13 protein-coding genes and 1 tRNA gene are annotated in these 15,265 nt (G+C 32.5%); 6 read left to right on the top strand and 8 right to left on the bottom strand.

Features of this window, described 5'->3' with window-relative positions:
* Nucleotides 1-209: 209 nt before the first annotated feature.
* Nucleotides 210-626: a nucleoside triphosphate pyrophosphohydrolase gene (locus tag ACFELY_RS02405; RefSeq protein ID WP_375330182.1), complete on the top strand. Its 417-nt coding sequence runs from the start codon at nucleotides 210-212 to the stop codon at nucleotides 624-626.
* Between the two features lie 173 nt (nucleotides 627-799).
* Here the strand turns inward: ACFELY_RS02405 and ruvX are convergent, their stop codons facing one another.
* Complete coding sequence (gene ruvX, locus ACFELY_RS02410) at nucleotides 800-1,267, bottom strand: Holliday junction resolvase RuvX (RefSeq protein ID WP_341759672.1); 468 nt, start codon at nucleotides 1,265-1,267, stop codon at nucleotides 800-802.
* Between the two features lie 39 nt (nucleotides 1,268-1,306).
* On the opposite strand from ruvX, the gene ACFELY_RS02415 reads away from it, so the two are divergent.
* Both ACFELY_RS02415 and lpxB read left to right on the top strand, forming a co-directional pair.
* A complete protein-coding gene (locus ACFELY_RS02415) occupies nucleotides 1,307-2,869 on the top strand; it encodes a phosphoethanolamine transferase (RefSeq protein WP_375333533.1) in 1,563 nt (520 codons plus the stop codon).
* Between the two features lies 1 nt (nucleotide 2,870).
* Complete coding sequence (gene lpxB, locus ACFELY_RS02420; RefSeq protein ID WP_375333534.1) at nucleotides 2,871-4,034, top strand: lipid-A-disaccharide synthase; 1,164 nt, start codon at nucleotides 2,871-2,873, stop codon at nucleotides 4,032-4,034.
* A 20-nt stretch (nucleotides 4,035-4,054) separates the two neighbouring features.
* On the opposite strand, the gene ACFELY_RS02425 is transcribed toward lpxB, so the two are convergent.
* Entirely contained in the window at nucleotides 4,055-7,051 is a 2,997-nt protein-coding gene (locus ACFELY_RS02425) for an NB-ARC domain-containing protein (RefSeq protein ID WP_375333535.1), read from the bottom strand.
* Between the two features lie 321 nt (nucleotides 7,052-7,372).
* Here ACFELY_RS02425 and ACFELY_RS02430 point away from each other — a divergent pair, with 321 nt between their 5' ends.
* Entirely contained in the window at nucleotides 7,373-7,972 is a 600-nt protein-coding gene (locus ACFELY_RS02430; protein ID WP_375333536.1) for a bifunctional (p)ppGpp synthetase/guanosine-3',5'-bis(diphosphate) 3'-pyrophosphohydrolase, read from the top strand.
* Nucleotides 7,973-8,154: 182 nt separating this feature from the next.
* On the opposite strand, the gene ACFELY_RS02435 is transcribed toward ACFELY_RS02430, so the two are convergent.
* A complete protein-coding gene (locus ACFELY_RS02435; RefSeq protein WP_341759667.1) occupies nucleotides 8,155-8,322 on the bottom strand; it encodes a hypothetical protein in 168 nt (55 codons plus the stop codon).
* A 430-nt stretch (nucleotides 8,323-8,752) separates the two neighbouring features.
* Here ACFELY_RS02435 and pheS point away from each other — a divergent pair, with 430 nt between their 5' ends.
* Both pheS and pheT read left to right on the top strand, forming a co-directional pair.
* Entirely contained in the window at nucleotides 8,753-9,802 is a 1,050-nt protein-coding gene (pheS, locus tag ACFELY_RS02440) for a phenylalanine--tRNA ligase subunit alpha (RefSeq protein ID WP_375333537.1), read from the top strand.
* The gene (gene pheT, locus ACFELY_RS02445; RefSeq protein WP_375333538.1) at nucleotides 9,799-12,180 is read left to right on the top strand and encodes a phenylalanine--tRNA ligase subunit beta; all 2,382 of its coding nucleotides are present in this window, start codon (nucleotides 9,799-9,801) and stop codon (nucleotides 12,178-12,180) included. The genes pheS and pheT overlap by 4 nt, the downstream gene beginning before the upstream one ends.
* Before the next feature lie 10 nt (nucleotides 12,181-12,190).
* Here pheT and ACFELY_RS02450 read toward each other — a convergent pair whose 3' ends face one another.
* The 5 genes from ACFELY_RS02450 to mutM form a co-directional block, all read right to left on the bottom strand.
* Complete coding sequence (locus ACFELY_RS02450) at nucleotides 12,191-13,120, bottom strand: site-specific tyrosine recombinase XerD (RefSeq protein ID WP_341759665.1); 930 nt, start codon at nucleotides 13,118-13,120, stop codon at nucleotides 12,191-12,193.
* Nucleotides 13,121-13,139: 19 nt separating this feature from the next.
* Nucleotides 13,140-13,214: transfer RNA gene (locus tag ACFELY_RS02455), tRNA-Cys, on the bottom strand.
* Nucleotides 13,215-13,415: 201 nt separating this feature from the next.
* On the bottom strand, nucleotides 13,416-13,805 hold the full coding sequence (gene acpS, locus ACFELY_RS02460) for a holo-ACP synthase (RefSeq protein WP_341759664.1): 390 nt from the start codon (nucleotides 13,803-13,805) through the stop codon (nucleotides 13,416-13,418).
* A complete protein-coding gene (gene rpoZ / locus ACFELY_RS02465; RefSeq protein ID WP_341759663.1) occupies nucleotides 13,802-14,194 on the bottom strand; it encodes a DNA-directed RNA polymerase subunit omega in 393 nt (130 codons plus the stop codon). Before rpoZ ends, acpS begins: the two co-directional genes overlap by 4 nt.
* A 229-nt stretch (nucleotides 14,195-14,423) precedes the next feature.
* Nucleotides 14,424-15,242 (bottom strand): bifunctional DNA-formamidopyrimidine glycosylase/DNA-(apurinic or apyrimidinic site) lyase, encoded by an 819-nt coding sequence (gene mutM, locus ACFELY_RS02475; RefSeq protein WP_375333539.1) that lies wholly within the window; start codon nucleotides 15,240-15,242, stop codon nucleotides 14,424-14,426.
* Nucleotides 15,243-15,265 lie beyond the last annotated feature (23 nt).

Here is a 15,265-nt window from a genome sequence, read left to right on the forward strand (position 1 = left end):
AGGGTTTAAAAGTTGTATGTGGTTAACGTCTATTAGCGAGGAAGACCCTAGGTCGACGAAGCAATCCATAAAAGTAACCAAAAGATGACCTATAACACCGATTCCTCTTCTAATTTTCGACAGCTGTGCGTCTCACGCCTCGTCGCAATGATGTCTGGGATATCTAAAACTTATTTGGGTTAGCTATAGAAGATGGGTATAAGAAAATTATGACGGAAAGATATTGTTTCAAAACTAATAAACTCATTCGTGATTTAGTACCAGGAATTATGCGTTCGCGTGGGATTTCGGTATTTGAACGCAGTATGAAAGAAGATGAACATATTCAGCGTCTTAAAGATAAATTGTTGGAAGAAACACAGGAAGTGATTGAGGCAAAAACACTAGATGAGGTTTCTGAAGAACTAGCTGATTTGCTTGAAGTGATTTATGCGTTAGGCAAAGAATACAACTTATCGATGGAACAAATTGAAACAAAGCGGCTTGTTAAGAAGCAGCAAAATGGTGGTTTTGATAATCGTATTTATAGCTCTCATATAGAAATGTCCTCTGACAACAAAGATATTAGTTATTTTTTAGCTAGACCAGAAAAATATCCTGAAATAAAACCATCTGATACGAAATAATTTTGAGCGGTCACGGTTTTTAGGTCATACGTCATTGCGAGGAGCCGCTTTGCGGCAACGCGGCAATCCAAAAATGGTTAGGAATGGATTGCTTCTTGGCTTACGCCTTCTCGCTAATAGAGGTCTTGTACTTTAACTTTTTTTCCTTGAACGCTCACGGTTAAGCTATAGGTCTATCGAACTTTCTTAATAGAATCTAAAGTAGTCTCTAAAATCATACTTGCTGCAATTGAATCGTCTTTTTGGTTACGTTCTCGTCTCTTTACCCCTAACGATTTTAATAAGCTATTGGCAGCAAGGGAAGTAAGTCTTTCATCTTGTAGATATATAGGAAGATTTGTCGCAAAGCTTAGTTTTGTGCTGAATTTTAAAACAATTGTAGTTTGCTCACTAGAGTGACCATTCATACTAATAGGCAAACCTATGACTATACCACAGATGGAATAAGTTGCGATTAAATCTAATATTGACTTAATCTTATTTTCTTCTCTCGTTTCATAAATAGTTTTTATCGGCATAGCAATACTCTGTTCTTGATTTGAAATAGCGATGCCTGTTTTCCGTATTCCATAATCTATGGCAATAATTGGTTTATTAGCGTGTAGAAGCTGAAAAAATTCTTGCAATGTTGCTATTATCATGATACCTAAGTTACAATCTATACAAAGTACGTGTTTATTATGTCAGAGCTAATTCAAAAACACCTAGATAGTAAATTAATAAAACTATCTTTAGTTTTTGCCCTTATTTATTTCATATTTTTTAATTCAGTAGTTTCTTGTTACAAATTCAGTTACTACAAGGTAACTTTTGTAAAAGCGATATTGGAGTTAGGTAAAGACTTTCTGTATATTTACTTTACTTGTTTTATCATTTTTTTTGGTTTAACTATCCATCGGCTTGTTTTTATAATTGGAACAATATTTTTATTTATAACAGGGGCAATTGCCAGCTATTACCTATATTTTTTTAGAATTTCTCCTACAAAAGAAATGATGGGTAGTTTTTTCTCCACCGATTTTAATGAAGTATACGAAATAGTCAGCATTAAGCTAGTTGTTTGGTTAGTTTTCAGTTTATTTAGCTGTGTTTATACAATGAAACACTTCTCCATTTTAGATAGTAAACTATTTGTTACAAAATTACTATCAGCAATTTGCCTTTTAATTACCGTTAATAATATTATCACACCACAGTTTAAATTGCTAGACAGTTATTTTCCTATTCAATATCTACATAATACATATTTATGTTTTTCTAATAGTAAACACACCATGCGTGAGGATATAAACAAGAAATTTTCTTTTGCCGATCAATCTGATCAAAATATTATAGCGGTACTTGTTATAGGAGAATCAGCCAGGTTTGATCATTTTGCTATTAACGGTTATACCAGGGATACTACACCATATTTAAGTACTGTTGAAAATCTTTTTTCATTTAAAGCACAGTCTTCGTCTAATCATACATATATTTCAGTTCCATCTCTTATGTCTCGCCATCCTGCTAGAGATTTAGAGAAAAGCATGGAAGACACGAGCTTCTTATCAGTTTTTACCACACTTGGTTTTAATACTAATTGGATTGGAACTCAAAGGTTGTTACAATGTTTAGATAGTAAAAAAAAATCTGCCATTTATGATGAGGTTAAGTTTACCATAGTACCAGGCGGCTCTGCTTTATTAAGAATGAATGAGTATGATGAAAAAATGTTACCTTATGTTAAAAGTATTGTAAATAATTCTACTACTAAAGAGGTTTTAGTTATTCATACAAGTGGTAGCCATTGGAAATATTCTGCTAGATATCCTAAAGAATTCCAAAAATTTATTCCTAAGTGTGATTCTTATGCTATGGTAGATCAAAGTGTTTGTAAGCCTGAAGAGTTAATTAATGATTACGATAACACTATTGCGTATACTGATTTTTTTTTATATAACGTAATAGATTTATTAAAAAATAATAATGCCATTTTAATGTATGTTTCTGATCACGGTGAATCTTTAGGAGAGCATGGTTATTACGGTCACGGTGGAACAATGACTCCAGAACAAACCACAGTACCTTTCTTAGTTTGGGTATCGGATGAATTTAAAAAGAAACATCCTGACTTGGTGAGTTCTATAGCTAATCATTTAGGTACTGAAATTAGTCATGACTATGTATTTCATTCGATTCTTAATTGTGTTGGTATCCATTCGACAGTGATTGAAAAAAGTTTAAGCCTATGTGGTAAGAAGTAAAATGGCTAAAATTTACCTAATTGCTGGTGAAATATCAGGGGATTTTATAGGGAGCCGTTTGATACGAAGTCTAAAAGAACTCTATAAACTGGAGGAAATGAAGTTAGAGTTTGTTGGTGTTGGAGGACCCCAAATGGAAGAAGCGGGGTTAGAGCGTAGCCTTTTTCCGATTAGTCAAATAAATCTCATGGGCTTCGTCGAAATTATACCACATATTTTTAGGCTCACTAATTTAATTCAACAAACTATTGACGATATTATTCAACATAATCCAGATTTATTAATTACTATAGACTCACCAGGCTTTACTTATAGAGTGGTAAAGAAGGTTCGAGAAGCACGACCTAACTTAAAAATTATGCACATTGTTGCCCCATCGGTCTGGGCATATAAACCTTCCCGGGCTATGAAATACGCTAAAATTTACGATTATTTGTTAGCTTTGCTACCATTTGAGCCGCCATATTTCCAAAAAGTTGGGCTAGATTGTAGGTATATTGGTCATCCAATATTAGAGCAGTATTTTTATGATGATAAAGATAAACAACAGTTAAAGCAGAAATTACAAATACCTATTCATTCAAAATTATTATGTGTTACTTGCGGTAGTCGTAAATGTGAGATAATAAGGCATGCCCCTATCTTTATAGAAGCAATTAATTTATTAGCAAAGCAGTTCTCTAATCTTCAAGTGATATTTGTCCTGGCCGATCCTAGTCATCAGTCTTTAATTAAAGCATTTTTATCAGATGCAACATTCAATTACCAGTTCTCAAGTGATCGGCTCAAGATTTTTGCTGCCTCTGACCTTGCTTTAGCAAAATCTGGTACTAATACTTTAGAAATTGCTGCTTGTAATACGCCAATGATTGTTGCTTATAAATTAAATATCATAAGTTTTTTTCTAATAAAATTATTGATAAAAATACCTTACGTCTCTTTGATTAATATTATTGCTAATAAGGAAATATTACCAGAATTCATTCAATTTAACTGTACTAAATCAAATATAGTAGCAAGGCTTACATCACTGTTAGTTGATAAAGAAAAAGCTGCTGAACAAGTAAGAGAAAGCCAAAAAATCTTAATAGAATTAGGTTTAAAAGGGCATAATTCTCCATCAACTGTTGCAGCCCATATCATAAAGTCAGAATGTTTAAGCTGAAAAAATAAAAATATTCAATTTTATTGCAATAAGCTCTTAATAGTTTTTTCTTTACTGTTAATATTGTTTATCTCACTCTTAAGATGTAATTTCTCTGCTTGTTGTTTAGCTTTATCGCAATATTCTAAAGCTTTGTTGAAATCTCCCTTGCTAAAATAAGCATCTGAATAAGTTATATAAAAAAACATTTTTATTAGATTATCAGCCGTTTTCTCAATTAAATCATTATGCTTATTAAACTCTACTATTGCTTTATCAACTTGATTGGTCAAAATAAGGAGTTTTCCATATAATTCTATTGATTGTAAAAAGTCTCTAGTGTTATGAACTTCCTTAAATAGAGCTATTGCTTCTTGAATTGATTTAATAGACGTTTCTATTTCTAGTTTATTTCTATCAATTTTATTTGCTTTTTTATTTTTGGCTAAGACAAGATTAGCTTTATGGTAAAATAATTTCGCCTTTAAACCTCTCACATCATTATTCTTTATTGATTTACCTACTTTTATATTATTATATCTTTTAATTGCTGTATTTATTTTTTGTTCTGCCTTTTGATAATTACCAATTTTACAAAAATATGCCGAATATACATATAGAATTTTACATTTTAATATTTCTAAGCCTTCAGTTTTCTGCAAATATTTATTAACCTTATCAACTATCTTTAGAAAATTTTCATATTTTTCTTGGTGAAAATAGACCGAAGAAATCATCAAGTCCATTGCCGCAAGATCTTCATTATATTTATTCTTAAATTTAGTTTTAAATTGCCGACTAGTTTCAAGAAGTTGTTGAAAAGAATTAGTTAGCTTAAACTCATGCTCATTATCTATAAAAAACCGCAATAATGACTCAAACCATCTTAAATTTAAGGTAGAACAAATATTATCCTTACTGTCTAACGATTGACTAAGTTGATGACGTAATACTGCCTGTACTAGGCGATGAATAGCGATATTATCATTGTCATCATAATTGATCATTGAATATTGCCACAATAGAGCAATATGTTTGTTTAACGTTAATTGTGGAGATGGTAAATGAGGATAAGCTGTTTGTAACCATTTGAGTAATAGTTTACGAGAGATTTTATTTGGTGCTAGGTAAGCACATACTGTTAAAAGCTCAATAGCTATAGGTGGTCTATTATTAATTTTAGTATCTCTAACAATTGCCTCTAAACTAATATTCCAGGTTATTGCTACTGGGTAATTATAGGTATTTGTTTCATCTAAAAAAGTGTTGTCCGATAATAATTCTGTTTCATACTTTTTATAAAGATCCAAATATTCTGGAATAGTGATATGTTTTTGTTTAATGTAAGCACCAGCTTGCACCAGTGCTAAGGGTAAATATCCTAAAACTCCAACTAATTCTTTTATAGTATTTTGTTCTTCTGCTATATTTCGCTGTATTAAGGTCTTTATTGTTTTGATAGCCTCCTCTTCTGTCATGATATCAATAGGCAACACTGAAAACTTTGTTGGCCAATAACGCTGACGAGTTGTTAAAATCACATATCCGCCAGATTCTGGTAAAAATGGTTCGATTTCACGATAATTGTTTACGTTGTCATAAACTAAAAGCCACCCTGGATTTTTAGCTAGCCATTGTTTAACATAAGCGATAATGCTTTCTCTTGTATAGATGACTTCTGCGTGTCCTAATAACTTAGCAAATTCAACATATTTATTATATAAATGATCAATATTTTCTGCAAGAAACCAAACTTTAAGTGTATAAGGATGTTTTGTATGATTCATATATTGCAAGGCTAATTGTGTTTTGCCTATTCCGCCAAGTCCAGCACATGCAGTAATTGCTAAATTACTTGTTACATCAGATGTATGATTGTAATGTAATTTATTATACAAATCCCTCAATAGTTTTTCTCTACCAATAAAAACATGATCTTGTCTAGGTATATTCCAGCTAGTTAGATTTTTAGGAAATATTATTGGATATTGTAGTTTAGACCATTGCACTTCTGATTCTTGATTCTTAACTGTTTTTTCAATAGTTGGGCTAAATATTAAAAGATAAATACTACAAATAATCAAAACCAATACACCAATTATTGGTAGGTAAATATTCTTAGCCTTACCTTGAATATTTTTATCTGTTAAATGAGATTGAGGAGAAACTGAATCGGAATTATTTGATATAATATTATTATATCTTTCACTAAACTTAAGAATAGTGTTGTCTACATTCACATTAGAAAAAATTCTTGCGATAATTTCTAAGAAAATAAAATAATATTGCTTGGATGGGGATATGTCAATATATTCAAAGTTAGCTTGTTTAGGTAAAAATTTTATATATTGTTCTTCTTGCGGTGTAAGGAAAAATACTTTAGAGATATCCTGATCATTAGACATAATAATAGAACTATCACCTTCCTGTTGTTTATCTATATTATCTTCATTTACCGCTAAAACATAGATGGTACATTGCCTTAATTGCTTTTTGCCTCTGTGCTTGTGCTTGCCTAAAACTATAGGCGTATTCTTAAGGTATTCTAGCAGTTCTACAAAAACGGCTATTCCTATAAGTTGTAAATCACTACGTATCTTATTGATCAACAAGTTTAAATCATTGTTTCCTGAACCATTATTTTTTATGTCTTGCAAAACAATAAAAAATGATATGTTATCAGATTTTGTTAATATTAATATTTCCTTCAAGACTTTTCTGAATTTTTGTTGAATTAATAAACTGAAATAATAACTCTGTATTAGTTTGTATTTATCAGATTTTTCTATAAAGTTTATAATCCCCTCTCGGGCATTTGTTGATATTTTTCGTTTGATATTAGAAATATGACTTTCAATAGTTCTAATTTCAAGCTGTTTATCCTCATTTGATAGAAAATTAGCTATTCCTTTTGTGTTTTTCCCATGCATAATGCATGCTATTACATCTATTTCTCTTGATGTAAATCTAATATTGTTAATTGTTAACAAATATTTTTTACAAATCTCTTGTGGACACAAGTTTTCTTTATTTTCCATAATATATATTATTTAAACTACTATTCATACTCTTGAGGATTGTATTTAAAATATAAGATATAGTCTGCTTAATTCTCTGAATTATGTCTATGTATTTTTTACTTACGTATAATACTTAATGCTTTTTAATAATTGAAATAATGTATAATACTTAATATTTTTTAATTAATTAAATTTTTAAGGTTTTAATAAATATCTTCCAGGCTAGAATTACTTTAGTTATTTTAGACAGCCTCCTAGGAAGTTAAACTATAATTTAAATTATTTGTAAAATAGAAAATATTTTAAACAGGCTCACTGCAACTATAGTAGATATTAATTATGCAAGATACAAATACTAACGATTTACGTAATATTATAAGTTCTATTAGTAGTAAATTGGACAAAAATGATATAGCAGCTGAAATACATTATAGGTTAAAAGATCCTTGTTCTGTTTTAAAGAAGATATTAAGAAAAACTATCACTTTGAAAGAATTAACTGATCTAATTGCTTTTAGAGTTATAGTTGATAAAAAAGAAGACTGTTATAAAGTATTGGCTATTATTTACAGTCTCTACTCTATTAATATCAAGAAGTCTAAAAACTATATTGCTAATCCTAAGGATAATGGATACCGTTCCTTACACGTCATAGTTGTAGTTGGTATCTATGAACGTAATATAGAAATACAAATACGGAGCAGGAGGATGCATAATATCGCAGAATCTGGCACAGCAAACCATGATAAATATAAAAAAAAGCAGGAAGTAAAGCTAAGAAAGTTACTTTCTAAACAGAAGATTAATACAACTGCTATTAATACTGAGATCAATAACGCATATAATATTTTTAGGCAATTTAATTGGACTATAGCAGAACTCGTTGCTTATGAGCAGGCAATTGAAAATCTTTGTTATAATTTGTACGATGACAATTGAATAAAGTTATTGAGTAACTTTTCTGCCTGTCCAAAAGCTAAAAAAAATTAAAAATAAATTAAAATCTAAAACCTTATACTAATTTGCATTAGAAAATAAAGAAAAAATAAGAGAAGAAAAAGACCATTAGAAGAGAATGAAATGGCAGATAATATACAGTTTATAGGATGATCTAGACACTGTTAACAAAGGTATAATTTAATAGCAGCAAGAGCGATAAAAGAGAGGAAAGAAAGATCATCTTTTTCATATCGGACAGCAAGCCTCCGATTTTCTTTTATACCATGAATTGCAACAACAAAATTGAATTTTCCTATATCAATACCGATAAAATTATTATATAATAGCATACATACCTCGAGATATTTAATGTTTACGATTGTAAGCGGACGTGCAAAAGCATCCCCATTAACTATTTAAACGTCTCGGGGATTTGGGCTAGAGTACCAGGAACCGTTCGGTATTAAAACTAATTGCTACACGGTCGCTCACACCCACACAACAATATTCATTATTATGGCTATTGCTTAATACCCCTTAAAGTCAATATAAACCACTATTTACATTAGCTTCAATATCTATATACCATACTTTTAACTTACAATTGCTTCGTCGCTACTAAAGTATCTCCTCACTAATAGACATCTATGAATTTTGCTTAATGTTAGTCGGGTTAGCAATCCGAAACAACAATAATAATTTATTTAATCTAGACATCTGATGAAACTTAGTCTAATCTCCTTTAATTTACTTGATATTATTACTTAAATTAACTTAATTATGGATAATCTAAACCAAATATTAGAATCTGCTCAAAGCAGTATCGAGGCAACTCAAACTTTATCAGGGTTACAACAAATTAGGGTAGAGTTTCTTGGCAAAAAAAGTTTACTCACTCAAGAAATGAAAAAACTGGGCGATCTTGAACCAAATGATCGCAAAAAGTTAGGTGAGATAGTTAATCGGCTTAAAGAGCAGATTAGTAATTTGCTACAAGCAAAACAAACTATTTTGGAAGAATTTGAATTAAATAAGCAATTTGCTGAAGAAAAGACAGATTTAACCATTCCAGCTAGACAGCACAAGAAGGGGAGTATTCACCCAATTACCCAAGCTACCGAAGAATTAATTCAAGTATTTGCAAAATTTGGGCTAACCATTAAGGATGGTCCAAATATCGAAAATGACTGGTATAATTTCACTGCCCTCAATTTTTATGAAGACCACCCTGCCAGGCAGATGCATGACACTTTTTACCTAAAAGCAAAAGAAGGAGCCGATCCTCTGTTACTACGTACTCACACTTCAACAATACAAATTAGAACCATGCAAAATGATAAACCGCCTTTTAGGTTTATTGCTCCTGGTAGAACTTATAGATCAGATTCCGATATGACGCATACACCAATGTTCCATCAGATTGACGGTCTAGTACTCGATGAAAATATTAATATGGGGCATTTAAAATACCTTATCACGGAATTTATCAAAGACTTTTTTGAACAAACAAATATTGAAATACGTTTTAGACCAAGTTTCTTCCCATTTACTGAACCATCTGCCGAAGTGGATATTAAGATGCCCGATAGCAATAAATGGCTTGAGGTACTTGGTTGCGGTATGGTTCATCCAAACGTTCTGAAAAATGTTAATGTAGATAGTGATCATTATCAAGGGTTTGCTTTTGGGCTAGGTGTTGAACGTTTTGCTATGTTAAAATACGGGATCAAAGATCTTAGGCAATTTTTTGAAGGAGATATAAGATGGTTGAAACACTATAATTTCTCTGCTTTTGATATACCAACTCTAGCTGGGGGGTTAACAAGATGAAATTTACTCTATCATGGTTAAAAAAATTCTTAGATACAGATGTTTCTGTTACAGATATTGCTGAACGCTTGACTATGCTCGGTCTAGAAGTAGAAGAAATCGTAGATAGAAGGGCGGAGCTAAAAGATTTTGAAGTAGCTCACATACTAGCTACTAAACCCCATCCTTCGGCGGATAAACTTAAGATATGTCAAGTCCAAACTAATGAAGGAATTTTACAGATAGTTTGCGGAGCAAGTAATGCTAGGGAGAATATTAAAGTAGTATTGGCAAAAATTGGTTGTGAAATTCCAAATGGTAAATTTAAAATTAAAGAATCGGTAATTCGTGGAGAAAAAAGTTGTGGTATGCTATGTTCGGAAGAGGAATTATTACTTGGTACTAATTCAGAAGGTATCATAGAACTACCGCAAGAGGCTAAAATAGGCGAGTCACTTATACAATATTATGGGTATAACGATCCTGTCTTTGATATTAATGTTACCCCCAATCGTGGCGATGCTCTTGGCGTCTATGGTATAGCTAGAGATCTTGCTGCTAGTGGTATTGGTACACTTAAAGAACTAGAGATAGCGGAAATTGCCGGAGAATTTAAATCTAGCTTGAGTTTACAAGTAGAAAATAAAGAGGCGTGTCCTTTATTCGGATTTCGAGAAATAAGAAATTTACAAAATAAGCTAAGCCCTGATTGGTTAAAACAATTATTGCAAAATATTGGCGTAAAACCAGTTTCGGCTATAGTGGACGTTACTAACTACATATCATATAGCTTCGGGCAACCAATGCATGCCTATGATAGAAGTAAATTATCAGATAATATCCAAGTTACAACTCTTAAAGAAAAAACTAAATTTGCAGCTTTAAATGGCAAAGAATATGATTTAGATGCAGGAGATTTGGTAGTGCAAGATGATGGACAAATACTTGCTCTTGCTGGTATTATAGGAGGAGATAGTAGTAGCTGTGGGCTTGAAACACAAAATATTCTGCTAGAAGCGGCATGTTTTTCTGCTAAATATATTACTAAAACTGGTAGGCATCTGCAGATTGATACTGATTCGCGTTATCGTTTTGAACGTAATATTGATCAAAAATTTACCTTAAAAGCCTTAAATATTGCAAGTAAAATGATTTTAGCTATTTGTGGAGGTGAAATTTCTGATATAGTGTATAATGGGGAACTCACCCTTGAGCAAAAATCCCTGGACTTCCCTATCAATTGCCTAGCTAAAATAACCGGTCTAAACCTAAGCAAAACCGAGATTTGTGATATTCTAAAGAAGCTTGGTTTTATTGTAGTAGATATAGGTGATAGTCTCAAACTTACCATACCCTCCTGGCGACATGACATCACAATTAAAGAAGATATTGTTGAAGAGATTGTTCGTATTTACGGTTATGACAAGTTACAGCCGGTTAAATTACCAGAGATACAACTAGCAAGGATTGTACCTAAAGAACAACGAAGAGTTTCTGATATTAAAAGAATTTTAGCCAGTTGCGGGTATGATGAGGTAGTAACAAACTCATTCATGGATAGTGAAATAGCAAAATTATTTGCTCCAATGAAAGAGGAGCTATTTTTGCTAAATCCTATTAATGTTGATAATAATTATATGCGACCTAGCATCATTGCCAAATTACTTAAATTAGTGCAAAAGAATCTAACAAGATCCATCAAAGATATTGCTTTGATGGAATTGGGGCCAATCTTTAACTCTTGCGCATCCGATGGCGAATTGATTTTTGCTTCGGCGGTAAGATGTGGGCTATATAACGAAAAAGATTGCCATTCTACAGCCCGCCCCGTAGATGTTTTTGACATTAAATCTGACTTAGAAAATGTTTTAAATTATACAGGTTTACCTATTGATAAGTGCCAATTTGCTCCTGTTGATTTACCTTATTACCATCCGACAAACTCAAACATTATAAAACTTGGTAAGAATGTCATAGCATATTTTGGACAAATTCATCCCTCTATATTAAAATATTTTGATATTGACTGCCAAATATTTGCCTTTGAGATAAATATTGCCAATATACCATTTGCTAAAGCAAAATTTGCTAAAAGGGACGAGTTTATTGTTTCCGACTTCCAACCAACCTTTAGAGACTATGCTTTTGTAGTTGATCTAGAACAACCGGTTGGCAAGATAATTGCTTATATCAAAAATTCTAATAAAAAACTGATAAAATCAGTTGATCTATTTGATGTTTATTCAGGAGATAAACTGCCTTCCGGTAAAAAATCGGTGGCAATTAAAGTGCAATTTCAAGCAGATGATCGGACGTTAAATGAAGCAGACTTAAATTTATTAAACCAGGAAGTTATTGCAACTGCTTACGAGAAATTCCAAGGTAAATTAAGAGAATAAATGTGAACGCTCAGCGTTTGATTATAGCTGACTTAAGCGGATGACGATCTAAGGCAAGTTTTAGATGCTTTGTTTGGATATGGGTGTATATTTGGGTAGTACTAATATCAGCATGCCCAAGTAGTTCTTGGATTACTCTAAGGTCTGCACCACCTTCTAGCAAATGGCTAGCAAAACTGTGACGTAAAGTGTGTGGGGAGATATTATCTGGATTTAACCCAGCCTTAATAGCTGCTTGTTTTAAAAGAATTGCAAAATTCTGTCTAGTCATATGACCACTAGCGGCAGAAGAACAAAATAAGTAAATTTGACTTTTTAAATGTTTTCTGCTGATAAAGTTACTGCGAATAGTTAAATAATCTAGCAAACTAAGGGCAGCCTGTTCATTGATGATCACCATTCTTTCTTTATTGCCCTTACCGGTTATAGAAAATATTCTTTTAATATTTTGGGATATTTGATTTACTAAAATATCAGTTAGTCTAATACTGACAAGCTCAGAAACACGTAACCCACTTGCATATAATAAATGAATCATTGCTTTTAGGCGTACGGAATCAGGGCTTTTATCTTGATTACAATATAAAAGTAAAGTTTTGATTTGATCGATCGATAATGTAGCAGGAAGTTTAGTTTGATATTTTGGTAGATCTACCATCAAAGTAGGATTATAATTTGTATGTTTTTCGCTAATTAAAAATTCATAATAGTTTTTTATAGTTGATATCTTCCGGTTAATTGATCTTGCTTGCAAGCCATTTTCTGCTAAATATTCGACCCAATCTCTAATATTTTCAGCTTTAATATTTAGCTCTAATAATTTATTTTGCAATAAAAATTTCTGAAAATCTAATAGATCGCATTTATAACTAACTATGGAATTATTAGCTACTCCACGCTCAGCTATCATCATTTCTAGGAATTGCTCAATAAACCCCATCATATTAGTATATTTTTTGTGGAGGCCAGGGCCGGAATCGAACCGGCGCATTGAGGATTTGCAGTCCACGGCATTACCACTTTGCTACCTAGCCCAAAGACGTTGAATCCTAACCAATATTAGAGGAAAAGGCAACTTATTTGTGAACCTTCATGGAAAAAAGTTTAAAGTGCAAGACGTCTATTAGCGAGGAACCGCTTTACAGCGACGCGGGAATCCAAAAATACTCAGAAAGGATTGCCACGCTCACGTACGTTCGCAATGACCTTGTGCTTTAACTTTTTTCCATGAACGCTCACGAGGTAATGACTGCAAACGCTACAGAAGTTGGGTAATCGTCTGAAATAGATAAGTGAATTTTAATTTGTCCAAAATTCTGTTCAAATTTGTTTGGATTCTCAGGATGGCAAATCCAAACAAACGGTTTTCCTAAATCATCATTTAATACAGAGATGTCTTTAAATCGTAAATTTCTGCCAATTCCAACACCAAGGGCTTTACTAACTGCTTCTTTCGCAGCAAATCTTTTTGCCAAAAAACAACCATATCGGTCTTTACTTAGAGAGGTTAGCTTTTGCACTTCTTCTTTAGAAAGAATTCTGTCTATAAAACGTTGACCATATAGGTTTAATATCCTCTCTATTCTTGGAACTTGTACTATATCTGTACCAATGCCAATAATCATTTTTGTTCGTTATCACTGATATTATCATCAAACATTTGATCATCTAAATCAGAATAATCCTCAGTAACACTGATATCTGAGCCACTTGGTAAATAATCAAAGTCTTCTGTAACCTCATCAAGAGAAGAATCAGTGTTTTCTTCATCGATAGGATCGATTCTATTTTTTGTTCGAAGGCGTTTTAGCAATTGGGCTTTTAGGGTAGAAACTGTTACATGACCAGCTGCTATTTCACGTAATGCCAGCACAGTTGCCTTATCACCTTTAACGTTACTAATGGTCATTTTGCTACCAGAATTTATATCATTTGCTCTTTGAGCCGACAGAGCTACCAGCTCAAACCTATCATGAATTTTTCCAATACAATCTTCAATCGTTATTCTAGCCATAACATTCTCTTTTTATTTTACAGAATTCAACTAAGTATACTTAGTAACTAAGTATATTTCAAGGATAGAATTTTTACTTCCTATTTTAGACCTCTTGCAAAACTCGCTTATGCTGAGGAATTTGTAGGAGACACGGAACGCAGAACCGCAGCGTACTCTAATGTACGTGAGGATTCGAGTACCGGATCGACGCACAAATTACCAGCAGAAGTAGAGTTTTACAAGAAGTCTATTCTTGGCAAGTAGCACAATAGAAACTAGCCCTACCGGATTGCTTTATTTTCCTTATTATTCCCTGGCAGTTCAAACAGTTTTGATTTTCTCGTGCATAGACCTGTAATTCTTGTTGGAAATAACCAGGTTTACTATCGCCGCTAACAAAATCCTTGAGAGTAGTTCCGCCTGCTGATATGGCTTTTGTTAAGACATGTTTGACGGCTAACAACAAATTACTTATTTCATTGTTTGACAAACTACTACCCAATCTGCCTGGATGTATTTTAGCCATAAAAAGGCTCTCAGAGGCATATATATTACCAACACCAACAATAATCCGATTATCCATTAGCAAGTTTTTTATCGGAACAGAGCGATTCAGCAATTTTATTTTTAGATATTCATAAGACATATCCTCTGACAGAGGTTCTACGCCTAAATTCGCTAAAAATGTTTCTTCAAGGAGCTTTGTTTGCCCGGTATAAATCATACCGAAACGTCGTGAATCGTTAAAAACTAATTTCTCACAAGTCCCCAAAGAAAAAATCACATGATCATGCTTTTGTAGCTGATAATCGCTAGGTTGTAGTGTTAGTCTACCCGTCATACCAAGATGGACAATAATCGAATAATAATTATCTAGATCAATTAGCAAATATTTTGCTCGACGTTTTAGAGCGATAATTTTTGCTGATTTTACATCTGATTCTAAATGATCGCTCAGTCTATAGCGTATATTATCCCGTCTTTTATCAAGCTTATTTATGGTAGCCCCTAGTATTCGCTGTTCTAGGCAGCGTTTTAATGTTTCAACCTCAGGAAGTTCTGGCATTTTTACATTTTACTACTATTGTT

Source organism: Candidatus Tisiphia endosymbiont of Xenochironomus xenolabis, assembly GCF_964264705.1.
GTDB lineage: Bacteria > Pseudomonadota > Alphaproteobacteria > Rickettsiales > Rickettsiaceae > Tisiphia.